This is a genomic window from Stutzerimonas azotifigens DSM 17556, from assembly GCF_000425625.1.
GTDB classification, from domain to species: Bacteria; Pseudomonadota; Gammaproteobacteria; order Pseudomonadales; family Pseudomonadaceae; genus Stutzerimonas; species Stutzerimonas azotifigens.
This window is the reverse complement of the sequence record NZ_KE384407.1, coordinates 105,007-128,457: the sequence shown is the minus strand read 5'-3', so window position 1 is coordinate 128,457 and position 23,451 is coordinate 105,007. Positions and strand designations below refer to the sequence as shown.

Here is a 23,451-nt window from a genome sequence, read left to right as displayed (position 1 = left end):
CGGCTGGGGTCAAGAACACCGAGCCGCTGCCGAAAACCAGAAGACCGCCATGCTGCATGGCGGTCTTTTTTATTCGTGATCGGTGTTTCGCCAGGGGCCATTCCGGTATGCGAGGGTCGCTGATGCGGGGGACTTCGGCTCTTGGCGCCGGCGCCGAGCCCGGTGGCGGTCAATTTGTGGATTGCGTCTGATAATGTGCCAAAAAGCGCGGCGGCGGGCGCCATGCGGCCAGGCGACTTGTTGATAAAACACTATCTGTAAAAGATACTTGCTGAACTATTGAAGAACTATTCTAGAAATGGATTGTTTCTTGCTGATCGCCGGCGGGGACCCCGCGTCGGGCTGGGGCGGCGATATAAACCTCGAAGTTCGAGAAAGAAGATAAACAAGGGATTTTCACTATGGTTCGGGTTCGCAATCTAGTGCTGGCAATCGCGGCTGCCACCGCGTTGACAACCGAAATGGCGCATGCGCTGGGGCTCGGTGAAGTCACGCTCAAGTCGTCGCTGAATCAACCCTTGGTGGCCGAGATCGAACTCTTGGATGCGAAGTCGCTGGCGCCGGGCGAAGTGGTTCCGGCACTGGCGAGCGTCGAAGACTTCAGCAAGGCGGGCGTCGACCGCCTTTATTTCCTCACCGATCTCAAGTTCACCCCCGTTCTTCGCCCTGACGGCAAGAGCGTCATCCAGGTGACCTCGAGCAAGCCGGTTCGCGAGCCCTATCTGAACTTCCTCGTCGAAGTCATGTGGCCCAACGGTCGCCTGCTTCGCGAATACACCCTGTTGCTGGATCCGCCGCTCTATTCGCCCGAGACCGCGGCCGCCGCAGCGCCGCAGCTGCCCATCGCGCCGGCAGCGCCCCGTCAGGCACCCGCGGCCCAGCCGGCCCAGCGCCCGGCGGCCACCGCCGGCGGTGCAGCCTCCGGCAGCACGGCCGCCAGCACCACGGCCGGCGGCGAGTACCGCACGAGCGCGCGCGATACCCTGTGGGAAATCGCCGAGCGCAATCGCCAGGGCGGCAGCGTGCACCAGGCCATGCTGGCCATCCAGGATCTGAACCCGAACGCCTTCATCGACGGCAACATCAACCGCATGCTGAGCGGCCAGGTGTTGCGCATGCCCACCGCCGAGCAGGTTCGCCAGAGAAGCCAGGCCGAAGCGATCGCCGAGGTCGCTCAGCAGAACGCCGCCTGGCGCCAGGGCACCGGTGCGGTGGCAGGCGCCCGGCAGATCGACGCCACCCAGCGCAATGCGGCCGGCGCCTCGCCGTCGCGGAGCGAGGCGGGCGACAGCCTCCGGCTCGTCGCACCCAACGACGGCAATGCCGAATCCGGCAGCGATCGCGGTGCCGAGGGCTCGACCAAGGCCCTGAGCGACAAGCTCGCGGTGACCCAGGAAAGCCTGGACTCCAGCCGCCGTGAAAACGCCGAACTGCGAGACCGCATGCAGGATCTGCAGGGGCAACTGGAAAAACTGCAGCGTCTGATGGCGCTGAAGGACGACCAGCTCGCCAGGCTGCAGGCGCAACTGGGTGCGGACGCCGCCGGATCGGACGCCGCGGACGATCAGGATGCCGCGCCGGCAACCGGGGCGGAGGCTCCGGAGTCCGGGTTGGGGGAGCCGGCAAGGGCTGGGAACGGTGACGCGTCCCAGCCCGCCGCTACCGACGCGCCTGTAACGGGAAATGCGGGGCAAGCGGGCAATGCGACTGCCCCTGCGCCGTCTTCCACGGCTTCGCAGCCGACCCCGTCGGCCCAGACGCCGGCTCCGGCGGCACAGGCCCCGCGCCCCGCCACGCAGCCTGCCACGCCGGCGGCCAGCGAGAGGGAGGACGAAGGCTTCGTCGGCTCCCTGTTGGCCAATCCGGTGATGCTCGGGCTGGTCGGCGGCGGTGTGCTGCTGTTGCTGCTGGTCGGCCTCATGGCCTTGTCGCGCCGCAATGCCATGAAAGAGGCCGAGCTGCAGGAGAGCCTGGACAACGAAGAGCATTTCAACGGCTATGGGGTCGGTACCGCGGCGACCGCGCCGGCATACACCCATTCGCTGGCCGATGAAGAGCGCGAGGAAGCCCTGGAGCAACCGGTCACCGCTCAGTCCAACGACCCGCTCGCCGAGGCGGACATCTACATCGCCTACGGCCGTTTCAATCAGGCGGCGGAACTGCTGCAGAACGCGCTGAACAACGAGCCCCAGCGCACCGACCTGCGCCTGAAGCTCATGGAAGTCTATGCCGAGCTCGGCGACCGCGAGGGCTTCGCCCGGCAGGAGGCCGAGCTGCGCGAGATCGGCGGCGCCGGAGCGGGTGTCGACGGGCTCAAGGCCAAGTTCCCGGCCATGGCGGCGGCCACGGCTGGCGGGGTGGCTGCGGCGGCAGCGGCGCCGCGTCTCGACGATCTGAGCCTGGACGATCTGGACCTGGGCGATGACGAGCCGGTCCAGCCCCCGGTCACCCAGGGCGCGGAAGGTGCGTTCGATCTGGACCTGGATCTGGACAGCCTGGGTTTCGGTATGGATGAGGAGCCTCGCCCGGCCGCCGAGGCGGATGGGGCGGCGGAATCCATCGCCGATGCGACGGCTGACGGAATGGATGAGTTCTCCTTCGACGAACCGCTCGCGCTCGACACGCCGGCTGCCGAGGCGCCGGCCGACTCGGATTTCGACTTCAATCTGATGGACGAGCCGGCTTCGGCGACTCCGGCAGAAGTCGATCCGCTGGCCGATTTCGACTTCCAGTTCGACGAGCCGATGCCCTCTGCCGAGGAGCCGACGGTGGCCGAGTCCGAGACGCCGGCCGGCAACGCGAGCGACCTTGACGATTTCGGTTTCGAGCTGCCCGAGGAGCAGGCCCAGACGGCCGACAGCTCCCTGCCCGACGACTTCGATCTTTCCCTCGACGAGCCGCTTGCCGAGCCCGCCCAGCCGGAAGCGCCGAGCGTCCCGCAGGCCAGCGAAGAGGCGCTCGCCAGCCCGCAGCCGATCGGCGGCGGCGCGGGGGATTCGCTCGACGACGATTTCGACTTCCTCGCCGATGCCGACGAGACCGCGACCAAGCTGGATCTGGCGAAGGCCTACATCGACATGGGTGATTCGGAAGGCGCTCGCGACATCCTCGACGAGGTGATGAGCGAGGGTAGCGACAGCCAGCAGCAGGAGGCGCGCGAAATGCTCGCCCGCCTCGGCTGACCATGGTTGCAGTGGTACCTGAAGCGGCAGCCCCCGGGGCTGCCGCTGCTCGTTTCAGGATCGCGCTCGGCGTCGAGTACAAGGGCTCGCGCTACCACGGGTTCCAGCGCCAGCGCAACGGCGTGCGCTCGATCCAGGAGGAACTGGAGAAGGCCCTGACCCGCGTAGCCGGGGGCGAGGAGGTGACCATCAGCTGTGCCGGCCGCACCGATGCGCTGGTGCATGCCAGTGGCCAGGTCGTGCACTTTGATACCGGCGTCGAGCGCACCATGTTCGCCTGGGTGATGGGTTGCAACGCCAACCTGCCGCCGGACATCAGCGTCACCTGGGCCCAGCAGGTGCCCGACAACTTCGATGCACGCTTCAGCGCCATGTCGCGGCGCTATCGCTACGTGATCTACAACGACCAGATCCGCCCGGCGCACCTGGCCGAGGAGGTGACCTGGAACCATCGGCCGCTGGATGTCGAGCGGATGCGCGCGGCGGCGGCCTGCCTGGTCGGCACCCACGACTTCAGCGCCTTTCGCGCCCAGCAGTGCCAGGCCAAGTCGCCGGTCAAGACCATCCACCACCTCGAGCTCATGCAGAGCGGGCGCCTGATCGTGCTGGACGTACGGGCCAATGCCTTTCTCCACCACATGGTGCGTAACCTCGCGGGCGTGCTGATGACCATCGGCGCGGGCGAGCGGCCGGTGGGGTGGGCGCAGGAGGTGCTGGCCGCGCGCCAGCGCAAGGCCGGCGGCGTGACCGCCCATCCGTACGGCCTGTATCTGGTGCAGGTCGAGTATCCGGAGGAATTCAAGCTGCCGGTCCGTTACCTCGGGCCGCATTTCCTCTCCGGCTTGCCGGATGTTCTAGAGCGCTGAGCCGGGACAGCGGGTGAGGGGTGCGGAGGGTGGCTTGCAGGCGACCTTCGTTTTGTTACCATCCAGTGCTTTACCAGCAGAGTAGCCTTCCTTTGTCCGTCGTACGCAGCAAGATTTGCGGTATCACCCGAGTGGAAGATGCCCTGGTGGCCGCCGAAGCGGGTGCCGACGCCATCGGACTGGTGTTCTATCCGAAGAGTCCTCGAGCGGTTTCGGTCGCCCAGGCACGCCAGATCGTTCGGGCCCTGCCTCCGTTCGTCAGCGTGGTGGGCCTGTTCGTGAACCCCAGCCGCTGCGAGCTGAACGAAATCCTCGACGCCGTCGCGCTCGATCTCCTGCAATTTCACGGTGACGAGCCCGCCGAGGCGTGCGAGGGCTTCCATCGCCCCTGGTTCAAGGCATTGCGCGTGCGCCCCGGCGAGGATGTTGCCCATGCCGCGGCGCAATACCCCGGCGCCAGCGCCATCCTGCTCGATACCTATGTCGCCGGCGTGCCGGGCGGGACCGGGGAGGCCTTCGACTGGTCGCTGATCCCGCCGGCCCTGCCCAAGCCGCTGATTCTCGCCGGCGGTCTCACGCCGGAAAACGTCGGGGAGGCCATCGAGCGCGTGCGCCCGTACGCCGTCGACGTCAGCGGCGGCGTCGAGGCCGGCAAGGGCGTCAAGGATGCCGACAAGGTTCGTGATTTCGTGGCCCGCGTCCGTCAGCGGATGTGACGAGTGCTGGCCGATTGCCGTCCAGTAGGGACGCTTTGGGGGCGGGCTGCCCCTCGGTCAAGCGACCGAAGTGATTGCAGGCGGTACGCCGCCTTGATGAATTTGGCCGGTGCCAGCGAGCGCCGGAACTGGAGAACAAAAGCATGAGCAACTGGCTGGTAGACAAGCTGATCCCCTCGATCATGCGGTCCGAGGTGAAGAAAAGCTCGGTCCCCGAAGGCCTCTGGCACAAATGTCCGGCGTGCGAAGCCGTGCTGTATCGGCCGGAGCTGGAAAAGACGCTCGACGTATGCCCGAAGTGCCAGCATCACATGCGCATCGACGCCCGCACCCGTCTCGACATCTTCCTCGATGCCGAGGGGCGCGAGGAAATCGGCGCGGACCTGGAGCCGGTGGATCGGCTCAAGTTCCGCGACAGCAAGAAATACAAGGACCGCCTCGCCTCGGCGCAGAAGCAGACGGGTGAGAAGGACGCGCTGGTCTCCATGCGCGGGACCCTGCAGGGCATGCCGGTGGTGGCCTGTGCCTTCGAGTTCTCCTTCATGGGCGGTTCGATGGGCGCCATCGTCGGCGAGCGTTTCGTGCGTGCCGCCAACGCGGCGCTCGAGCGGCGTTGTCCGCTGGTGTGCTTCGCCGCTTCCGGTGGTGCGCGGATGCAGGAGGCGCTGATCTCGCTGATGCAGATGGCCAAGACCTCCGCCGTGCTGGCGCGCCTGCGCGAGGAAGGGCTGCCGTTCGTGTCGGTGCTGACCGACCCGGTCTACGGCGGCGTGTCGGCCAGCCTGGCGATGCTCGGCGATGTCATCGTGGCCGAGCCCAAGGCGCTGATCGGCTTCGCCGGTCCGCGGGTGATCGAGCAGACGGTGCGCGAGAAGCTGCCGGAAGGCTTCCAGCGCAGCGAGTTCCTGCTGGATCACGGCGCCATCGACCTGATCATTCACCGTACCGAGCTGCGTCCGCGCCTGGCCCGTCTGCTGGCCCAGCTTCAGCACCTGCCGGCACCCACCGACGTACCGCGCGTGACGGCTTCCGCATGACCCGACGGAGCCTGGCGCAATGGCTCGCCTACCTCGAGCAGCTGCATCCCAAGGCCATCGACCTCGGGCTGGAGCGCTCCGGCGAAGTCTTCGCCCGGCTCGGCCTGACACGGCCCGCGCCTCGCGTGGTGACCGTCACCGGCACCAACGGCAAGGGCTCGACCTGCGCCTTCGTGGCCTCGCTGCTGGCTGAACAGGACCTGCGGGTGGGCGTCTACAGCTCGCCCCATCTGCTGCGCTACAACGAGCGGGTCGCCATCGACGGCGTACCGGTCGACGATGACGCCCTGTGCGAGGCGTTCGAAGCGGTCGAGGCCGCACGTGGCGCGATATCGCTGACCTATTTCGAAATGGGCACGCTGGCCGCCTTCTGGCTGTTCGAGCGCGCCGCGCTGGATGCCGTGGTGCTGGAAGTCGGGCTCGGTGGCCGGCTGGATGCGGTCAACCTGGTCGACGCGGACGTCGCGGTGGTCACCAATATCGGTCTCGACCATGCCGAATGGCTGGGTAGCGACCGGGACAGCGTCGCCCGCGAAAAGGCTGGCATCTTCCGCCGCGGCCGGCCGGCCGTCTGCGGCGACCTCGATCCGCCCGCCGCATTGCTGGCGGCGGCCGAGACGCTGCAGGTGCCGCTCGACCGGCGCGGGCACGACTACGACCTGTCGCCCACGGCCGATGGCTGGCGCTGGCGCGGGCATAGCGGGGATGGCCGTGCGCTCGTGCTCGAGGGGCTGCCACTGCTGCGCCTGCCGGTGGAGAACGCGGCGCTGGCCCTGCAGGCCGTCGCCCGGCTCGGTGTCGGGCTTTCGCGGGAGCAGGCGTCGGCGGCCCTGACGCGCACCACCATGGTCGGGCGGCTCGACCGTCGTAGCCTCGAATGGCGTGGCCGTCGGGTTTCGCTGCTGCTGGACGTCGCGCACAACCCCCATGCCGCGCGCTTTCTCGCCGATCACCTGCGCAGGCAGGCGCCCGCCGGACGGCGCCTGGCGGTGTTCGGCCTCTTGGAAGACAAGGATCTGCAAGGCATCCTCGACAATCTGGGGCCCTTGGTCGATGCCTGGGCGGTGACGCCCCTGGCGACCCCGCGCTCCCGCGGCGCCGACGAACTGTTCAAGGCGCTGAAGGGCAGGGGGGCGAACGTGGTGGCATGCGATACGGTGCGGCAGGCGCTGGACGTACAATGCGAGGCCTGCGCCGAAAACGACGAGCTGCTGGTGTTCGGTTCCTTTTTCTGCGTGGCCGAATGTCTCGAGTGGCTGAACCGGGCCTAATTCCGATGAAGAGGGAGCGAGCGTGCTCGATAGGGGACTGAAGCAGCGAATCGTGGGCGCGCTGGTGCTGGTCGCGCTTGCCGTGATTTTCGTTCCGATGCTGTTCAACCGGGGCAACGACCTGCGCCACGTCTCGGTGGAGGCGCCGCCCATGCCGGAGATGCCGGCGACCCCGGATATCCAGGTGCAGCCGGTCGAGGTGCCCGAGCCGGAGCCCGAACCCGCGCTGGAACCGGAGCCCGAGCTCGAGCCCCTGCCGGACGAACCGCTCACCGCCGACGCGCCGCCTCCGGTGCGTGCGCCCGACCGGCCCATCGAGGCGCCTGCACAGCCGGCACAACCGATCCAGCCCGCACCGGCTCCCGCTCCTGCTCCGGCGCCGGAGCCCGAGCGTCGGCTCGACCGCAACGACCTGCCGGTGAGCTGGTCGGTCCAGCTGGCCAGCCTGTCCAGCCGCGAGAACGCCGAGGCGCTGCAGGCCACGCTGCGCAAGCAGGGCTACAACGCCTACATCCGCTCGGTCGATGGGATGAACCGGGTGTTCGTCGGGCCGCTGGTGGAGCGATCCGAAGCCGACCGGCTGCGCGACCAGTTGCAGAAGCAGCAGAAACTCAACGGTTTCGTCGTGCGCTTCAAGCCCGAAGCCGGTTGAGCGAGCGGGCCTGTCGGCGGGGGCGCTTAACCCCTCGCCGGCCCTCTGCTAGAATGCGCGGCCTTTCCGGTTTGCAGGCGCTATCGTGGCTTTTACCTGGTTCGATTGGGCCATCATCGCCGTCATCGCGGTCTCCAGCCTGATCAGTTTGAAGCGCGGCTTCGTCAAGGAAGCGCTGTCACTCGTCACCTGGATCATCGCCGGGGTGGTCGCCTGGCTGTTCGGTGGCGCGCTTTCCCATTACCTGGTCGACTACATCGCCACGCCGTCGGTGCGGGTCATTGCCGCCTGCGCCATACTTTTCGTCGTCACCTTGCTGGTCGGCGCGCTGGTGAACTTCCTCATCGGCGAGCTGGTCCGGGTGACCGGCCTGTCGGGGACCGACCGGTTCCTCGGCATGGCATTCGGCGCGGCCCGCGGCGGCCTGCTGGTGGTGGTCGTCGTCGGCCTGCTGAGCCTGGCGCCGGTGCAGGGCGACAGCTGGTGGCAGCAATCGACCCTGCTGCCGCATTTCCTGATCGTCGCCGACTGGTCGAAGAACCTGATTCTCGGGTTCGGCAGCCAGTGGGCCGCCAGTTCGATCAGCCCCTGAGGGGCAGTGCGCTTCGTCCGGTGTTTGGCTGGCCGGCTAAACCAGTCAGAAGGTCAATTCGAGAGGTTGTCTTGCATGTGTGGCATCGTCGGCATCGTCGGTAGGTCGAATGTCAATCAGGCGCTCTATGACGCGCTTACCGTATTGCAGCACCGCGGGCAGGACGCAGCCGGTATCGTGACCAGTCATCGCGGGCGCCTGTACCTGCGCAAGGACAACGGGCTGGTGCGCGATGTCTTCCAGCAGCGCCACATGCAGGGCCTGGTCGGCAGCATGGGCATTGGCCACATTCGCTACCCGACCGCCGGCAGTTCCAGTTCGGCGGAGGCGCAGCCCTTCTACGTGAACTCGCCCTACGGCATCACCCTGGCGCACAACGGCAACCTCACCAACGTCGAGCAGCTGACGAAGGAAATCTACGAGTCCGATCTGCGCCACGTGAACACCAGCTCCGACTCGGAAGTGCTGCTCAACGTCTTCGCCCACGAGCTGGCGGTGCGCGGCAAGCTGCAGCCCACCGAGGAGGACGTGTTCGCCGCCGTGGCCAAGGTGCACGAGCGCTGCCGCGGGGGTTACGCGGTGGTGGCGATGATCACGGGCTACGGCATCGTCGGCTTCCGCGACCCCAACGCCATCCGCCCGATCGTGTTCGGCCAGCGCCACACCGACGAGGGCGTGGAGTACATGATCGCCTCGGAAAGCGTGTCGCTGGACGTGCTCGGCTTCACCCTGATCCGCGACCTGGCCCCGGGCGAGGCGGTGTACATCACCGAGGAAGGCAAGCTGTTCACCCGCCAGTGCGCGGCCAGCCCGCAGTACGCGCCCTGCATCTTCGAGCACGTCTACCTGGCGCGCTCCGACTCCATCATGGACGGCGTCTCGGTGTACAAGGCGCGCCTGCGGATGGGCGAGAAGCTCGCCGACAAGATCCTGCGCGAGCGCCCCGAGCACGACATCGACGTCATCATCCCGATTCCCGACACCAGCCGGACCGCGGCGCTGGAGCTGGCCAATCGGCTGGGCGTGAAGTTCCGCGAGGGCTTCGTCAAGAACCGCTATATCGGCCGGACCTTCATCATGCCCGGACAGGCCGCGCGGAAGAAATCGGTGCGCCAGAAGCTCAACGCCATCGACCTCGAGTTCCGCGGCAAGAACGTGATGCTGGTGGACGACTCCATCGTGCGCGGCACCACCTGCAAGCAGATCATCCAGATGGCGCGCGAGGCGGGGGCGAAGAAGGTCTACTTCTGCTCCGCGGCGCCAGCGGTGCGCTACCCCAACGTGTACGGCATCGACATGCCCAGCGTGCACGAGCTGATCGCGCACAACCGCACCACCGAGCAGGTGGCCGAGCTGATCGGCGCCGACTGGCTGGTCTATCAGGACCTGCAAGACCTGATCGAGGCGGTCGGCGGCGGCAAGGTGAAGATCGAGCGCTTCGACTGCGCGGTGTTCGACGGCAACTACGTCACCGGCGATGTCGACGCGACCTACCTGAACAAGATCGAGCAGGCCCGCAACGACGCCAGCAAGGCGAAGCTGCAGGCGGTCAGCGCGATCATCGATCTGTACAACAACTGACGGGCGGGCGCCGCCGCGGCGCCCCAGCTTTCAATCAGGCGCGGTGCACCTGCAGCGGCGCGCTGCCGACCCAGTGAGGCCTAGATGACACAGGAATGGGAAGCCGGACGACTGGACAGTGACCTGGAAGGCGTCGGATTCGACACGCTGGCGGTACGCGCCGGCCAGCAGCGCACGCCGGAGGGCGAACACGGCGAGCCGCTGTTCTTCACCTCGAGCTATGTCTTCCGTACCGCAGCCGATGCCGCAGCCCGCTTCGCCGGCGAGGTGCCCGGCAACGTCTATTCGCGCTACACCAACCCCACGGTGCGCACCTTCGAGCAGCGCATCGCCGCCCTCGAAGGCGCCGAGCAGGCGGTGGCCACGGCCTCGGGCATGTCGGCGATTCTCGCCACGGTGATGAGCCTGTGCGGCGCCGGCGACCACGTGCTGGTCTCGCGCAGCGTGTTCGGCGCCACCGTCTCGTTGTTCGAGAAGTACCTCAAGCGCTTCGGGGTGCAGGTCGACTACGTGCCGCTGGCCGATCTGGACGCCTGGGCCGCGGCCTTCAAGCCCAACACCCGCCTGCTGTTCGTCGAGTCGCCGTCCAATCCGCTCGCCGAGCTGGTAGACATCCGCGCGCTGGCGGACCTGGCCCACGCCAAGGACGCCTGGCTGATGGTCGACAACTGCTTCTGTACCCCGGTGCTGCAGCAGCCCCTGGCGCTCGGGGCGGACATCGTCATCCACTCGGCGACCAAGTACATCGACGGGCAGGGCCGCTGCCTCGGCGGCGTCGTCGCCGGGCGCAGCGAGCAAATGAAGGAGGTGGTGGGCTTCCTGCGCACCGCCGGCCCGACGCTCAGCCCGTTCAACGCCTGGGTGTTCCTCAAGGGGCTGGAGACGCTGCGGCTACGCATGCAGGCGCACTGCGCCAGCGCGCAGGCGCTGGCCGAGTGGCTGGAAACCCAGCCGGGCATCGAGCGGGTGCACTACGCCGGACTCGCCAGCCATCCGCAGCACGAGCTGGCGCGGCGGCAGCAGAAGGGCTTCGGTGCGGTGCTGAGCTTCGAGGTCGCCGGAGGAAAGGACGCCGCCTGGCGCTTCATCGACGCGACGCGGCTGATTTCCATCACCGCGAACCTCGGCGACACCAAGACCACCATCACCCATCCGGCCACCACTACCCATGGGCGCCTGTCGCCCGAGGAACGGGCCAATGCCGGCATCCGCGACAGCCTGATCCGGGTCGCCGTGGGGCTGGAAGAGGTCGAGGACCTCAAGGCCGACCTGGCGCGCGGCCTGCAGGCGCTCTAAGTCCGCGCAGGGCGCGCGAACGCGCCCTCATCCGCCCTGCGGACCCCATGCCGGGCTCCGCCCCGGAGACGTCGCCGTGAGGGCGCGCCTCCCACTGCCCGCAGGGGCAACGCCGCCGACTGCGCTCCGCAGAAGGCAGAGCCCTCATTCTGTGTCGGCGGCGCCGAATCTCACCACGAAGCCGTCGAGCTGGTACTGCTGCTGCAACTGCTGGCGCAGGCGGCTGGCCTCGGCGCGCTCGGCGACCGGGCCGACGAAGACCCGGTGGCGTCCCTCGGTGGAGAACACGTAGGCGTTGTAGCCCTGGGTGCGCAGGCGCTGCTGCAGCCCGGTCGCGCTGTCGAGGCTGTCCAGGCTCGCGAGCTGGATGCCCCAGCCGCTGGCCAGCGACGAGGCCGTGGGCCGGGCCGGGGACGACGGCGTGGGCAGGGTCGGCGGCGTGGTTGGCGGTGCGCCATCCTGGCCCAGGAACGGCTCGAGGCGTGTCGGCGGCAGCTGTTGCGGCTCGGGTGCGGCATCGTCGGGGCGCAGGTCCACTTCCGGCGGCACGCCCTGGCCGTCGAACAGCATGTTGGCATTTTCCGGCAGCACGACGGGCCGGTCCGAGCCGGTGTTCACCAGGCGGATGTCGCTGTACTTGCGGCCGGACAGGGCGGCGATGCCGGCGCGATCGCGCACCACGGTCGGGCGCAGGAAGATCATCAGGTTGCGCTTGACATGGGTGTCCTGGGTCGAGCGGAAGAGGCCGCCGAGCAGGGGGATGTCGCCGAGCAGCGGCACCTTGGAGTTGGTGCGGGTGATGTCGTCCTGGATCAGGCCGCCGAGCACGATCACCTGGCCGTCTTCGGCGAGGATGGTGCTCTTGAGCGAGCGCTTGTTGGTGATCAGGTCGACGGCCCCGGCGGCGGTCGGGGCGATCGAGGAGATTTCCTGCTCGATTTCCAGGCGCAGGGTCGCGCCCTCGTTGATGTGCGGCACCACCTTGAGGGTCACGCCGACATCCTGCCGCTCGATGGTGGTGAAGGGGTTGTTGGCGCCGGCGGCATCGGTGGTGTAGGAGCCGGTCTGGAAGGGCACGTTCTGGCCGACGAGGATTTCCGCCGGCTGGTTGTCCAGGGTCAGCAGGCTCGGGGTGGACAGCAGGTTGCTGTTGCTGTTGGCCGAGAGCGCGGTGATCAGCGCGCCGAAGCTGCGGGTGCCGATGCCGATGACCGCGCCGTCCGGCAGGTCGGCGGGAATCTCGCCCTCCTGGTAGGCCTCGAGCACCGTGCCGATGGAGAGCCCGGTGTTGCCGAAGCTGACGCCGCCCAGGCCGCCGGTGCCGCCGCGGGCGTCCACGGCCCACTGCACGCCGAGCGCGTCGGTGATGTCGCCGGAAATCTCGACGATGGCCGCCTCCACCATGACCTGCGCGCGCGGCACGTCGAGCTGGCGGACGATGCTTTCCAGGGTGCCGATGAGTTCCGGGTCGGCCAGCAGGACCAGCGCGTTCAGGCTTTCGTCCGCGCGGATGAGGATCGGCTGCTGGGTGCGCAGGGTTTGCGTGTCGGTCTGTCCCGGCGCCGGGGCGAGGCCTTCGGAAACCTCGCCGAGCACCTCGGCGAGCTGCTTGGCATCGTTGTGGCGCAGGCGGATGACGCGCGTATTGGCCGAGCGGGTGCTGGTGGTGTCGAGCGAGCGGGCCAGGTCGGCCAGCTGGTTGCGCGCCCCGGCCGGGCCGATGAAGATCAGCCGGTTGGTGCGCGAGTCGGCGATGATCTGCGTGTTCTGCAGGCCGGCGCCCTGGCCTTCGCCGCGGGCGGTGGTGTTGCGCAGGACATCGGCGATGTCCACGGCCCAGCCATGCTGCAGCGTCACGACCGTGTAGTTGCCGCTCTCGGCACGATCGAGCGAGCGGATCAGGTCCTGGATGCGCGCGATGTTGGCGCTGCGGTCGCTGATGATCAGGGCGTTGGCCGAGGGCACGGCGGCCAGGTGGCCGTACTGCGGGACCAGCGGACGGATCAGCGGGATGAGCTCGGTGGCCGGCGTGTGCTGGACCTGGATCACCCGCGTCTCCAGCAGGTCGCCGCCGGTCGGCCCGCCGCCGGCTTCGGCCTTCGCCTCGGCGTTGGGCACCACCCGCGCCACGTCGCCCTGGGTGAGCACGCTGAAGCCGTGCGTGGCCATCACCGAGAGGAACAGCTGGTAGACCTCGCTCAGCGAAAGGGTGGCGTTGGACACCACGCTGACCTGTCCGCGCACGCGCGGGTCGACGATGAACGTCTGTCCGGTGATCTGGCTGATGTGGTCGATGAAGGCGCGGATGTCGGCGTCCTTCAGGTTGATGGTCCAGCCGTCGGCGGCCTGGGTGGTGCTCGGCGAGCCTGCCGGCTCCTGGGCGAGGAGCGGCAGGGGAGCGGCTGCGACACCCAGGGCGAGCAGGCCAATGAGCGGGCGGGAAAAGGTCAACATCGTTCAGTTGTCTTCCATGGGCTGTTCATCGGTGGGTGGGTTGCCGGATGGGTTCGCCCCTTCTTCCATCTGTTGGCGCAGAGCGTCCATCTGCTGCTGCATCGCAGCGTCCGATTCCGTGGGGACGGGTTCGCTGCCCGGCGGAAGGCCGGTAGTGGGGTCGGGGAGGTTCTGCAGGTCCGGGGTGACGTAGCTCGACGAGGCGCTGGTGGGGAAATACAGCGTCTCGACCTGGCCGTTGCGACTGACTTCGATGCGGTCGGGGTAGACGGCCTCGAGCTTCACGCCGGGGACCAGTTCGGTGCCGGCCATGTACAGCTGCGGCGGCATGCCCTGCTGCTGGATGATGGCGCTGGAGCGCGTCGGATCGCGGTTAACCAGGCTGCCATGCAGGGTCAGGCCGAGGTCGCTGGCGTAGGTCGTCTCGGGGGCGGCTCCGACCGGAGCCTCGGGGTTCGGCGGCGTGCCGAACAGCCCCGCGATGCGCTGCAGGTCGGGCGCCGCGCCGGGCGGCTGTGCGGTCGCGCTGTCGACTGCGACCGGCTCGTCGACCAGGCGCAGCCAATCGCTGACCTGCCGGGCCAGGTACAGGGCGAACAGGCAGAGCAGCACGGCGGCAGCAAGCAGAGGTGCGTGTTGCTGAAGTTTCTGCAGGTTACCAGTGCGAGGCAAGTAGCGGACTCCCTGGCCGTTCTAATGGGTTTCCTGTCAGCCTCGGGATGATAGCAGCCGCAGTCCACCGGACCACGAAGGTAGCCGGTTCACATGACGAGCTGCATGGCAAGGAAGCGTGCCCCTGACTGATGTTTTCTGCTGACCGTGATTCGGGTGAAAAGTGCGGGCGGATCGTTTTGCCCAGAGTGGGTTGATAGCGTGTGGAAGAAAAAGTTCAACGCTGTTGTTGACTTAGCCCCGGGGCATGAGTAAATTGCGCGCCTCGCAAGGCGAACGGCTGATTAGCTCAGCTGGGAGAGCACCTGCATCACACGCAGGGGGTCGGCGGTTCGATCCCGTCATCAGCCACCATCCTTGTGAGTACGGATGAAAGTCCGGCCGACGCGCAGCGGTAGTTCAGTCGGTTAGAATACCGGCCTGTCACGCCGGGGGTCGCGGGTTCGAGTCCCGTCCGCTGCGCCATATCCTTCATCCTCCTGGATGAGCAACGAAAGCTGCCGAGAGCAGCTTTTTTTGTGCCTGCGAAAAGGTCCTGCCGGTTTTTCGGCTCCCATCGGCATGCAGTCCCCATCAAGGCCTCCTGCGGAGGTCTGGCGCACCCAATCACCTCCTTCGTATAGCCTCATTGTGTTAATTTATAACATTGCAATCTGGCGAGGTGCACTCTGGTGAGGCTTGTGCGTTCCCTGGCCCTGCTGCTCTTCGGGGTTTCGCTGATGAATACGTCGGCGGCAAGAGCGGAAATCCCGGTGCTGTCGTCCTTCATCAATCCGTGTACGCGCAGCGCCATGCTGTTGCACTGCAAGGACGGTCGTGGGGGCTACTATGGGGTGGCGCAATGGGGAAACGATATGTTCCTGCGCGGTCATGATGGGGGCTCCGGCCTGTCCTGGGCGCAGACCAATACCCGCTTCGGACGTGTCCAGTTCTTTAGCGGTGTCAGCAGCGACGGCAATGTCTGGGTTGGCAGAACGCGCTTGATTGGCTGGAACGCCATCAGTCGCTTCTCTACATCCAGTGGAGATCAAGGGCGGATCTCCTGCAACCGCCTGAAGGGATGCGACTAGACGGAGCCGGCTCGGCACACCCGCCACCTGCGCATGGTACCCAATCGACTCAGGCGCTCTGGCTTTCATTCATTCGAGCCAGAAGCGTGCCCTGCGGCGGCCTGGCCTGGAAGTGCCGATGCAGGCCCTCGAAGATGGCGCCCGCCACCTTCTCCTGATGACGCGGTTCGATCAGTCTTCTGCAATCGCCCGGGTTCGAGATGAAGCCCGTTTCCACCAGCACCGAGGGAATGTCCGGCGATTTGAGTACCGCGAAGCCGGCCTGTTCGACGCGCTTCTGGTGGACGCCCGCAACGCCCTGCAGGCTGTCGAGAACATCCTTGCCGAGGTCGAGGCTGGTGGTGATGGTTGCGGTCATCGACATGTCCAGGATGACCTTGGCAAGCATCGGGTCCTTGTCTTTCAGAGACAGCAAGCGTTCGCTGCCGAGCAGGTCGACATGATTCTCCCGCTCGGCCAGCCAGCGGGCCATCGTGGAGGTGGCGCCGCCCTGCGACAGGGCATACACCGACGCGCCCGATGCCGTGCGCCGGGGAGCGGCGTCGGCATGTATGGAAATGAACAGGTCGGCGTTCCGGCGATGGGCCACTTCGACGCGCTTGCGAAGCGGCACGAAGATGTCCCCGTTGCGTACCAGATGGGCCTTGAAGCCGGGCTGGCTATTCACCTTCTTTGCCAGCAGGCGGGCAATGGCCAGTGCGACGGCTTTCTCTTTTTCCCCCTTGAGGCCAACGGCGCCGGGATCCTTGCCGCCATGACCGGCGTCGATCACGACCACGATATCGCGCTGCCCGCTTCGCGTGGGGGGCGTGGGGTTGGCAGCTTTGCCTGCGAGCGCCGCCGTGAATGGCTGGAAATCCAATACCAGGCGATGTCCCTTGCCTTCGTCAGGGCCCAGTGCAAAGGCGTTCATCCGAACGGGGTCGTTCATGTCGAACACGAGCCGCGTATCCGCGCCCCGGAGGCCGCTGCGTATCGACCGGAGCGGGCCGTCAGGCATTGGGGGGGCCGGAAGAACGGCATCGAGATGCGTGTTGGTCAGGTCGATGACCAGCCGCGGTGGGGACACCAGTTCGAAGGTCCTGTACTCGACAGGGCCGCTGAGGTCCAGGACCACGCGCAGCCTGTCGTCTTCGTACCAGCTCCGCAGGCCGGTGATTCGTTGCGCCGCCTGCGTTGCGGCCGAAACGGGGAGGGCGAATCCGGCAATCAGGAGTCTCAATAGATCGCGCCTGTGCATGGGCCAGTCCTTGCAGAAACAGAGGTTTCGTTTTGTATTGTTATAACATAACATTTACGTCTGTCATTCCATGGGTAGAACGTTCCGCATGATTCTCTGCGATCAATTGCAGTGGGGGGCCGCCGGTTGCCCGCTCACCCCGCCACTGGACCTGGAGCTCCCGAAGGGCAGCTTGACGGCGGTGATCGGCTCAAACGGCTGTGGCAAGAGCAGCTTCCTGAAGGTGATCGCCGGCTTGCAGAGGCCGTTGTCGGGGCGGATTTCCGTTTCGGCTCCAAGGTTCGGCGGCATCGGTTATCTGGTCCAGCAACAGGCCATCGACCGCCAGTTCCCCATCGATCTGCGTGAGCTAGTCAGCGCAGGTTTCTGGGGGCAGCGTCTCGACGCCGGCCAGCGAAGACAGCGCCTCGAGCAGGTGTTGTTCGAATGGCAGCTCGATGGGCTGGAGGCTCGCCCTCTCCAGGCGCTGTCCGGAGGAGAGCTGCAACGGGCCCTGCTGGCTCGTGCGAGTCTCATGCAGGCCTCGCTGCTGCTGCTCGACGAGGCGGATGCGGCACTCGACGACACCGGCCAGACGCTGTTTTGGCGGCACATCCATGACTGGGTACGCACAGGCCGCACGCTCGTGGTGGTGAGCCACGATCTGGGGCGCGTGCGCCAGGAGATCGGGCAATGCCTGGTGATCGACCGGCTGGGCTGTCGCTATGGCCCGAGCGGCTCGCTCATCGGCGAGGCTGCGTACTGCCAGGTCGCCTGAATGATCGATCAGCTATGGCAGCCTTTCATTGAGTTCACCTTCATGCGTCGGGCGCTGCTCGGCGGATTGCTGCTGGCCGTGAGTGCCGCACCGCTCGGGGTGTTCCTGATGCTGCGGCGAATGAGCCTGATCGGCGATGCCATTGCCCATGGAATCCTGCCTGGTGCGGCGCTCGGCTTCTGGCTGGCCGGGTTGTCGCTGGTGGCCATGTCGCTTGGCGGGCTGCTTGCCGGCCTGGCGGTGGCAGGTTTCTCGGCCTTGGTGAGCAGGCGCACCGGCCTGCGCGAGGATGCCAGCCTGGCCGCCATCTATCCGATTTCCCTGGCCTCGGGTGTGTTGCTGCTTGGTCTGGCCGGCAAACGTCTCGATCTGCTGGGGCTGCTGTTCGGCTCGGCGCTGGCAGTCGACGCCGAGACCCTGCGCGCAATCCTGTGGGTCACCCTGGGTAGCCTGGCGGTGTTCGCAGCGATCTACCGTGCCTTGCTGCTCGACAGCCTGGACCCGCTGTTCCTGCGCCGGGTCAGTCGCTACGGGCCGATTACCCATGGCCTGTTCCTCGGCCTGGTGGTGCTGAACCTCGTGGTCGGCTTCCAGGCCATCGGCGCGTTGATGATGGTTGGCCTGATGATGCTGCCTGCAGCGGCCGCCCGGTTCTGGAGCCGGCGGCTGCTCAACCTGATTGCCATCGCCGCGCTGATCGGCATGGCTTCGGTATGGGCAGGGTTGCTGCTGTCCTATTACGCCTCTCTGTCCAGCGGCCCGTCCATCGTGGTCATGGCCGGTGGCGCCTATCTGTTTTCGGTCATGTGCGGCCCGGTCCATGGCCTGTTCCGTCGACGTTATCTCTCCATTCCTCAATAAGGAGCGCCCCATGCGGCTGATCGTTGTTTTCCTGATGCTGATGGTTTCGCCGATTCTGTCGGCGGCCGAGCGGGTGAAGGTTCTCACCAGCTTCAGCATCCTTGCGGACATCACCCGCAACATTGGCGGTGCGGAAATCGAGCTCACCAACCTGGTCGGCCCGGACAGCGATGCGCACCTCTACGAGACCACGCCGGACGATGCCAGGCGCGTCGCCGCTGCGGATCTGATCATCGTGAACGGCCTGAATTTCGAGCCGTGGCTGGATAGGCTGGCGACCAGCACGGGCGCAAACGGGAAGGTGGTCCAGGCGAGCCAGGGGGTCATCCCGCGTACGCTCGAAGAGGACGGCCAGCAAATCCCCGATCCCCATGCGTGGAACAACCTCGCCAACGCCAAGATCTATGCCGGCAATATCGCCAAGGCGCTCGCACGGGTCGACCCGGCCCATGCCGAACGTTATCGGGCGAACCTGGAGGCCTACCTTTCGCAGATCGACGCGCTGCTGATCGAGACACGCGAACGCTTCGGCGGGCTGCCGGCCGGCAGCCATCGGATCGTGACCTCTCATGACGCCTTTGGCTACCTCGGGCAGGCGTACGGGATCGATTTCATTGCACCGCAAGGGCTTTCCACCGAGCACGAGCCATCCGCCCGGGAAGTGGCGGACCTGATCGGACTGATCCGCTCGGAGGGCATCAAGGCCGTATTCGTCGAGAACATCAAGGATGCCCGGCTGCTGGAGCAGATCGCCGACGAAACGGGCGCCAGGATCGGCGGAACCCTGTATTCGGACGCCCTGGCATCCGAAGGGCCGGCCAGCGCCTACCTGGGGCTGTATCGCCACAACGTCGAAACCATCACTCGAGCACTGGCCCGCCGATGAATGAATTTCTCTGGCTCGAGCAGGCTTCGAGGGGCGCCAAGCGGCCGGTTGCCGAAGTGCTTGACGCCATCCCCTGGAATGCCGATGGGCTGATCGCCGCCATCGCGCAGCAGCATGACACCGGCGAGGTGCTGATGCTGGCCTGGATGAATCGCGTGGCGCTGGAGGAGACCCTGGCCAGTGGCTGGGCATGCTACTGGTCCCGTTCGAGGCAGGCCCTGTGGCGAAAAGGGGAAACCTCGGGGCATCGGCAGCGTCTGGTGGAGGCCCGCCTGGACTGCGATGGAGATGCCGTCTTGCTGCTGGTCGAGCAGACGGGGGCGGCCTGTCATACCAATCGCCGTAGCTGTTTCTACAACGCCATTCGTGGCGCAGAGGTCGAGGTCATCGCCGCTGCCCTGGAATCCTGATGAGTCCGTTCAGCGGCGAGGCGTGCTCTCGCGCCTTTGCTGCCGTGGGCGATGCTGTGCGTTGCACGATGGGCAGACGGCGCCGATCTCCATCACGCTGCGGTCCAGGCGATAGCCGGCTGCATACAGGGCCTGGTGCAGCGCCCGCGATGCGGTGTCGTCGTAAAACTCCGTGACGCTATGGCAATGAGGGCAAACGAGAAAAAGGCCGGCCTCATCGCGAAGGCGCCCGTTCTGGTGGCAGGCGATGAACAGGTTCATGCAGCTGATCTTGTGCGCCAGGCCTTGGGTCACCAGGAAGTTGAGCGCACGGTAAACGGTCGGTGGCGCAGCGTTCGGCTTGAGCGGGCGAATCAGGTCTAGCAGATCGTAAGCCTTGACGCCCTGCGGATGCTGCTGCAGCAGCCTCAGTACGAGGCGCCGGATGGGAGTAAGCGCGACGTCCCGCAGGTGGCCGTCCGCCCCGGCTCTATCGGGCAGTGCCCGCTCTTTTCCCGATTCACTGGCAGGTATGCGGCGCTGCTTGTTCATGGGTGCCTGCTCCCGTTGAGTGACATAAAATATGTTATAACATAACATCTACGATGAAGCCTGGGCATGCCAGGTGCCGAAGTCCCTCGCAGGGTGTCCGGCACCTCCCCGGGCACCCTGCGAGCCCTGAGAGAAACCAGTCAGCCATGAGTATTCTGTTGCCCGACGTCGCCCGGACGGAGCTGTCCATTGCGCGCCTGCCCCTGGACTGGGTGGGGATGGATGGAATCGATCTGCCGATCACGCTGGACGAGCCCGAGATCGTCCATCCCGTCCATGCGCGTGCGGATGTCCATGTCGACCTGCCCGATCCCGCGATCAAGGGCATCCACATGTCCCGGCTGTATCGGCTCCTGGACGGCTTCGCCGAGCGCGAAAGGCTCAGGCCGGCCACCCTGTCGGCGTTGCTGGCGGAGATGGTGAGCAGTCATGCGGATTGCCACTCGACCCGTGCCCGGGTCGTACTGAATTTCTCCGTACTGTGCCGACGCCCGGCATTGCTGACGGAGGGCCTGAGCGGCTGGAAGTCCTATCCCGTCCGGCTGGAGGCATTCTGGAGCGAAAGCGGATTCTCACTGGATGCCTCGGTGCAGATCGGCTACTCGTCTACCTGTCCCTGTTCCGCGGCCCTGGCTCGACAGCTCATCGAGCAAGCGTTCATCGATCGATTCGGCCCGAGCGGTTACGTCGAATCCGCGGCGATCGCGGCCTGGCTGCGGCAGCACGCCACCCTGGCGACGCCCCATAGCCAACGCAGCCTGGCCGAAGTGCGCGTACGCATTCCCGACGGGGCGGTCGCTCTGGGCCTGATTGCCTTGATCGACCGGGTCGAAGACGCGCTGGGAACACCCGTGCAGACGGCGGTCAAGCGCGCCGACGAACAGGCCTTCGCCCGCCTGAACGGGCAGAACCTGATGTACGTCGAGGATGCCGCGCGCAAGATCCAGCAATCGCTCGGCAATGCCTTCCCGCAGTCCAGCGTCAGCGTTCGGCATGTGGAGAGCCTGCATCCGCACGACGCGGTGGCGAGCAGCTCGGGTTTCCCGAAAGCCGGAGACCCGATCGGCCGCTAGAAGGGCGCAGACACCGGCTCGTCTGCGTGCCGGCGATTCAGCAACAGATTACGGAGGCATCGCCATGGTCATGCGTGACCAACGCCGTCCGATCCGGCTGTACAACACCCTGGCTCGTGCGAAAGAGCCGTTCGTACCTGCCGATCCGGATCGTGTCACCCTGTATGTCTGCGGACCGACGGTCTACAACTACGCCCACATCGGCAATGCCCGTCCCGCAGTGGTGTTCGACGTGCTGGCCAGGCTGCTCCGCCAGCGCTATCGCCGGCTGGTATACGCACGCAACTTCACCGACGTGGACGACAAGATCAACGCCGCGGCCCGCGAGGCGGGGGTACCGATCGGCGACATAACCCGCCGCTACATCGACGCCTACCACCAGGACATGCAGGCGCTGGGCGTGCTGAGGCCGGATCTGGAACCGCGGGTCACCGAGCACATTCCGGACATCATCGATCTGATCCGCGCGCTGATCGAGCGGGGCAATGCCTATGAGGCCGAGGGCCATGTGCTGTTTCACGTGCCCTCGTTCGCCGGTTACGGGGCGCTGTCCGGCCGCCGTCCCGAGGACATGCTCGCCGGTGCGCGCGTGGAGGTGGCGCCCTACAAGCGCGACCCCCTGGATTTCGTGCTCTGGAAACCCTCCAGACCCGACCAGCCCGGCTGGGAAAGTCCCTGGGGGCGAGGCCGTCCCGGCTGGCACATCGAGTGCTCGGCGATGGTCGGGCGCCACCTGGGTCGGACCATCGACATCCACGGCGGCGGCCAGGATCTGATTTTTCCCCACCACGAGAACGAGATCGCCCAGGGGACCTGCGCGCACGACGGTGCACCCTACTGCCGGACCTGGGTGCACAACAGCTTCGTCACCGTGGACGGACAGAAGATGTCCAAGTCGCTGGGCAACGTCCTGCTCGTTCGTGACCTGTTGCGGCAGGCCCCGGGTGAAGCGGTCCGCCTGGCGTTGCTGTCGACCCATTACCGCCAGCCGCTGGACTGGAACGACGGGCGCCTGGAGTCGTCCAGGCGGGTGCTGCTGCGTTTCTACCAGAGCCTTGCCCGAGTCGAAGGCGATGAAGAAGCGGATGCGGACGAGCAGGTCGTCGCAGCGCTTTGCAACGACCTGAACGTCTCCGTCGCGCTGGCGCGATTGCACGAACTGGCCGGACGCCTCGATGCCAGTCGCTCGGATGCGGAACGACGCGGGCTGAAAGCGAGCCTGAAGGCATCCGGAGCGCTGCTCGGGCTGCTGCAGCAGGAGCCTGCCCAGGCCGCGGCCGCGTTGGCGCAGTCCGGAGAAGCGGCCGGGCAGGTGGACGTCGGCTGGGTGGAAGGGCTGGTTGCCCAGCGCAACCTGGCCCGCCAGCGGCGGGAATTCGCCCGGGCGGACGCGCTGCGAGACCAGTTGGCGCGGGCAGGCGTGGTGCTCGAGGACGATGCGCAGGGTACCCGCTGGCACCACCAAGCCGAGCGTTGCCCATGAAGCACTGGCCCCTTCGGTTGGCAAGGCTGATGGTGCGCGCCCACCAGTACCTGATCAGCCCCTTGCTGGGGCCGCGCTGCCGTTTCCATCCCAGCTGTTCCCAGTACGCGCTGGAAGCGCTCGATCGGCATGGCTTGTGGCGCGGCAGTTCGCTGACGCTACGTCGCCTGCTGCGCTGCCACCCCTGGCATGCCGGCGGCTACGACCCGGTACCGCCACGCCGCGATGAACATTCACCCAGCCAAGAGGACATCCGACCGTGATTCGCAGGAATCCATCCGGCCACCTGCCGCTGATAGCCGAATCGGCCTACATCGACAAAACCGCGATCATCTGCGGGAAGGTGGTGATCAAGGACAACGTGTTCGTCGGCCCGTATGCGGTCATCCGTGCCGATGAGGTCGATGCCGGCGGAGACATGGAGCCGATCGTCATCGGCGCCAATTCAAATATCCAGGATGGCGTGGTGATCCACTCCAAGTCCGGTGCCGCGGTGGTCATCGGCGAGTACAGCTCCATCGCCCACCGCTCCATCGTCCATGGTCCCTGCGTGGTCGGTGATCGCGTCTTCATCGGCTTCAACAGCGTGCTGTTCAATTGCCGCGTGGGTGACGGCAGCGTGGTGCGGCACAACTCGGTGGTCGACGGCCGCGACCTCCCAGAAAACTTCTACGTGCCGCCTACCGAGCACATCGGCCCGCACACAGACCTCGGCCGGTACCCGCCCGTCAGCGTTTCCGCCTCGGAGTTTTCCGAGGACGTCGCCCGCACCAACATCGATCTGGTGCGCGGCTACAAAGCGTTGCAGAACGAGTTCTGAC

The 23,451-nt window shown here is 66.5% G+C and carries 22 protein-coding genes and 2 tRNA genes; 20 read left to right on the top strand and 4 right to left on the bottom strand.

What is annotated here, in order from left to right; genetic code table 11:
- Positions 1 to 401 precede the first annotated feature (401 nt).
- The 9 genes from H610_RS0109075 to H610_RS0109035 all read left to right on the top strand — a co-directional run bounded on the left by H610_RS0109075 (position 402) and on the right by H610_RS0109035 (position 11,193).
- Positions 402 to 3,182 (top strand): FimV/HubP family polar landmark protein, encoded by a 2,781-nt coding sequence (locus H610_RS0109075; RefSeq protein WP_028239358.1) that lies wholly within the window; start codon positions 402 to 404, stop codon positions 3,180 to 3,182.
- A gap of 2 nt (positions 3,183 to 3,184) precedes the next feature.
- Positions 3,185 to 4,048, top strand: coding sequence for a tRNA pseudouridine(38-40) synthase TruA (truA, locus tag H610_RS0109070; RefSeq protein ID WP_028239357.1), 864 nt, complete (start codon positions 3,185 to 3,187; stop codon positions 4,046 to 4,048).
- A gap of 92 nt (positions 4,049 to 4,140) precedes the next feature.
- Complete coding sequence (locus H610_RS0109065) at positions 4,141 to 4,764, top strand: phosphoribosylanthranilate isomerase (RefSeq protein WP_028239356.1); 624 nt, start codon at positions 4,141 to 4,143, stop codon at positions 4,762 to 4,764.
- Between the two features lie 143 nt (positions 4,765 to 4,907).
- Complete coding sequence (accD, locus tag H610_RS0109060; protein WP_028239355.1) at positions 4,908 to 5,801, top strand: acetyl-CoA carboxylase, carboxyltransferase subunit beta; 894 nt, start codon at positions 4,908 to 4,910, stop codon at positions 5,799 to 5,801.
- On the top strand, positions 5,798 to 7,072 hold the full coding sequence (gene folC / locus H610_RS0109055) for a bifunctional tetrahydrofolate synthase/dihydrofolate synthase (protein ID WP_028239354.1): 1,275 nt from the start codon (positions 5,798 to 5,800) through the stop codon (positions 7,070 to 7,072). The genes accD and folC overlap by 4 nt, the downstream gene beginning before the upstream one ends.
- A gap of 22 nt (positions 7,073 to 7,094) precedes the next feature.
- On the top strand, positions 7,095 to 7,724 hold the full coding sequence (locus tag H610_RS0109050) for an SPOR domain-containing protein (protein WP_043238137.1): 630 nt from the start codon (positions 7,095 to 7,097) through the stop codon (positions 7,722 to 7,724).
- 85 nt (positions 7,725 to 7,809) lie between these two features.
- The gene (locus tag H610_RS0109045; RefSeq protein ID WP_028239352.1) at positions 7,810 to 8,316 is read left to right on the top strand and encodes a CvpA family protein; all 507 of its coding nucleotides are present in this window, start codon (positions 7,810 to 7,812) and stop codon (positions 8,314 to 8,316) included.
- Positions 8,317 to 8,391: 75 nt separating this feature from the next.
- Positions 8,392 to 9,897: an amidophosphoribosyltransferase gene (gene purF, locus H610_RS0109040; protein ID WP_028239351.1), complete on the top strand. Its 1,506-nt coding sequence runs from the start codon at positions 8,392 to 8,394 to the stop codon at positions 9,895 to 9,897.
- A gap of 84 nt (positions 9,898 to 9,981) precedes the next feature.
- Complete coding sequence (locus tag H610_RS0109035; RefSeq protein ID WP_028239350.1) at positions 9,982 to 11,193, top strand: O-succinylhomoserine sulfhydrylase; 1,212 nt, start codon at positions 9,982 to 9,984, stop codon at positions 11,191 to 11,193.
- Positions 11,194 to 11,337: 144 nt separating this feature from the next.
- On the opposite strand, the gene gspD is transcribed toward H610_RS0109035, so the two are convergent.
- Both gspD and H610_RS0109025 read right to left on the bottom strand, forming a co-directional pair.
- The gene (gene gspD, locus H610_RS0109030; RefSeq protein WP_028239349.1) at positions 11,338 to 13,647 is read right to left on the bottom strand and encodes a type II secretion system secretin GspD; all 2,310 of its coding nucleotides are present in this window, start codon (positions 13,645 to 13,647) and stop codon (positions 11,338 to 11,340) included.
- A gap of 3 nt (positions 13,648 to 13,650) precedes the next feature.
- Positions 13,651 to 14,319 carry a type II secretion system protein N gene (locus H610_RS0109025; RefSeq protein WP_028239348.1) on the bottom strand — a complete coding sequence of 223 codons (669 nt, stop codon included), beginning with the start codon at positions 14,317 to 14,319 and terminating at the stop codon, positions 13,651 to 13,653.
- 278 nt (positions 14,320 to 14,597) lie between these two features.
- On the opposite strand from H610_RS0109025, the gene H610_RS0109020 reads away from it, so the two are divergent.
- From H610_RS0109020 to H610_RS24875, 3 genes are all read left to right on the top strand, one after another.
- A tRNA-Val gene (locus tag H610_RS0109020) sits at positions 14,598 to 14,673 on the top strand.
- Between the two features lie 34 nt (positions 14,674 to 14,707).
- Positions 14,708 to 14,784 (top strand) — tRNA-Asp (locus tag H610_RS0109015).
- Between the two features lie 215 nt (positions 14,785 to 14,999).
- The gene (locus H610_RS24875; protein ID WP_236614285.1) at positions 15,000 to 15,389 is read left to right on the top strand and encodes a hypothetical protein; all 390 of its coding nucleotides are present in this window, start codon (positions 15,000 to 15,002) and stop codon (positions 15,387 to 15,389) included.
- A gap of 49 nt (positions 15,390 to 15,438) precedes the next feature.
- On the opposite strand, the gene H610_RS0109010 is transcribed toward H610_RS24875, so the two are convergent.
- Complete coding sequence (locus H610_RS0109010) at positions 15,439 to 16,629, bottom strand: N-acetylmuramoyl-L-alanine amidase (protein ID WP_028239347.1); 1,191 nt, start codon at positions 16,627 to 16,629, stop codon at positions 15,439 to 15,441.
- A gap of 88 nt (positions 16,630 to 16,717) precedes the next feature.
- On the opposite strand from H610_RS0109010, the gene H610_RS0109005 reads away from it, so the two are divergent.
- Genes H610_RS0109005 through hisI form a run of 4 tightly spaced genes read left to right on the top strand, consistent with a single transcriptional unit; the run spans position 16,718 to position 19,543 of the window.
- Positions 16,718 to 17,386 carry a metal ABC transporter ATP-binding protein gene (locus tag H610_RS0109005; RefSeq protein ID WP_028239346.1) on the top strand — a complete coding sequence of 223 codons (669 nt, stop codon included), beginning with the start codon at positions 16,718 to 16,720 and terminating at the stop codon, positions 17,384 to 17,386.
- A complete protein-coding gene (locus H610_RS0109000) occupies positions 17,387 to 18,247 on the top strand; it encodes a metal ABC transporter permease (protein WP_028239345.1) in 861 nt (286 codons plus the stop codon).
- Between the two features lie 10 nt (positions 18,248 to 18,257).
- Positions 18,258 to 19,133, top strand: coding sequence for a metal ABC transporter substrate-binding protein (locus H610_RS0108995; protein ID WP_028239344.1), 876 nt, complete (start codon positions 18,258 to 18,260; stop codon positions 19,131 to 19,133).
- Complete coding sequence (gene hisI, locus H610_RS0108990) at positions 19,130 to 19,543, top strand: phosphoribosyl-AMP cyclohydrolase (protein WP_028239343.1); 414 nt, start codon at positions 19,130 to 19,132, stop codon at positions 19,541 to 19,543. The genes H610_RS0108995 and hisI overlap by 4 nt, the downstream gene beginning before the upstream one ends.
- A 9-nt stretch (positions 19,544 to 19,552) precedes the next feature.
- On the opposite strand, the gene H610_RS23645 is transcribed toward hisI, so the two are convergent.
- Positions 19,553 to 20,074: a transcriptional repressor gene (locus H610_RS23645; RefSeq protein ID WP_051231630.1), complete on the bottom strand. Its 522-nt coding sequence runs from the start codon at positions 20,072 to 20,074 to the stop codon at positions 19,553 to 19,555.
- 146 nt (positions 20,075 to 20,220) lie between these two features.
- Between H610_RS23645 and folE2 the strand changes: the two genes are divergently transcribed.
- From folE2 to H610_RS0108965, 4 genes are all read left to right on the top strand, one after another.
- Positions 20,221 to 21,147, top strand: coding sequence for a GTP cyclohydrolase FolE2 (gene folE2 / locus H610_RS0108980; protein ID WP_028239342.1), 927 nt, complete (start codon positions 20,221 to 20,223; stop codon positions 21,145 to 21,147).
- 70 nt (positions 21,148 to 21,217) lie between these two features.
- Positions 21,218 to 22,630 carry a cysteine--tRNA ligase gene (cysS, locus tag H610_RS0108975; RefSeq protein WP_043238253.1) on the top strand — a complete coding sequence of 471 codons (1,413 nt, stop codon included), beginning with the start codon at positions 21,218 to 21,220 and terminating at the stop codon, positions 22,628 to 22,630.
- Positions 22,627 to 22,893: a membrane protein insertion efficiency factor YidD gene (yidD, locus tag H610_RS0108970; RefSeq protein WP_028239340.1), complete on the top strand. Its 267-nt coding sequence runs from the start codon at positions 22,627 to 22,629 to the stop codon at positions 22,891 to 22,893. Before cysS ends, yidD begins: the two co-directional genes overlap by 4 nt.
- Positions 22,890 to 23,450 (top strand): gamma carbonic anhydrase family protein, encoded by a 561-nt coding sequence (locus tag H610_RS0108965; protein WP_028239339.1) that lies wholly within the window; start codon positions 22,890 to 22,892, stop codon positions 23,448 to 23,450. The genes yidD and H610_RS0108965 overlap by 4 nt, the downstream gene beginning before the upstream one ends.
- The last annotated feature ends 1 nt before the right edge of the window (position 23,451 follow it).

What these genes read in the sequence shown, in the direction of transcription:
- hisI (WP_028239343.1), top strand. Translation starts at nt 19,130, where the DNA reads ATGAATGAATTTCTCTGGCTCGAGCAGGCTTCGAGGGGCGCCAAGCGG.
- purF (WP_028239351.1), top strand. Translation starts at nt 8,392, where the DNA reads ATGTGTGGCATCGTCGGCATCGTCGGTAGGTCGAATGTCAATCAGGCG.
- folC (WP_028239354.1), top strand. Translation starts at nt 5,798, where the DNA reads ATGACCCGACGGAGCCTGGCGCAATGGCTCGCCTACCTCGAGCAGCTG.
- gspD (WP_028239349.1), bottom strand. Translation starts at nt 13,647, where the DNA reads ATGTTGACCTTTTCCCGCCCGCTCATTGGCCTGCTCGCCCTGGGTGTC.
- yidD (WP_028239340.1), top strand. Translation starts at nt 22,627, where the DNA reads ATGAAGCACTGGCCCCTTCGGTTGGCAAGGCTGATGGTGCGCGCCCAC.
- cysS (WP_043238253.1), top strand. Translation starts at nt 21,218, where the DNA reads ATGCGTGACCAACGCCGTCCGATCCGGCTGTACAACACCCTGGCTCGT.
- accD (WP_028239355.1), top strand. Translation starts at nt 4,908, where the DNA reads ATGAGCAACTGGCTGGTAGACAAGCTGATCCCCTCGATCATGCGGTCC.
- truA (WP_028239357.1), top strand. Translation starts at nt 3,185, where the DNA reads ATGGTTGCAGTGGTACCTGAAGCGGCAGCCCCCGGGGCTGCCGCTGCT.
- H610_RS0109075 (WP_028239358.1), top strand. Translation starts at nt 402, where the DNA reads ATGGTTCGGGTTCGCAATCTAGTGCTGGCAATCGCGGCTGCCACCGCG.
- H610_RS0109010 (WP_028239347.1), bottom strand. Translation starts at nt 16,629, where the DNA reads ATGCACAGGCGCGATCTATTGAGACTCCTGATTGCCGGATTCGCCCTC.
- folE2 (WP_028239342.1), top strand. Translation starts at nt 20,221, where the DNA reads ATGAGTATTCTGTTGCCCGACGTCGCCCGGACGGAGCTGTCCATTGCG.
- H610_RS0109005 (WP_028239346.1), top strand. Translation starts at nt 16,718, where the DNA reads ATGATTCTCTGCGATCAATTGCAGTGGGGGGCCGCCGGTTGCCCGCTC.
- H610_RS0109035 (WP_028239350.1), top strand. Translation starts at nt 9,982, where the DNA reads ATGACACAGGAATGGGAAGCCGGACGACTGGACAGTGACCTGGAAGGC.
- H610_RS0109000 (WP_028239345.1), top strand. Translation starts at nt 17,387, where the DNA reads ATGATCGATCAGCTATGGCAGCCTTTCATTGAGTTCACCTTCATGCGT.
- H610_RS0108995 (WP_028239344.1), top strand. Translation starts at nt 18,258, where the DNA reads ATGCGGCTGATCGTTGTTTTCCTGATGCTGATGGTTTCGCCGATTCTG.
- H610_RS23645 (WP_051231630.1), bottom strand. Translation starts at nt 20,074, where the DNA reads ATGAACAAGCAGCGCCGCATACCTGCCAGTGAATCGGGAAAAGAGCGG.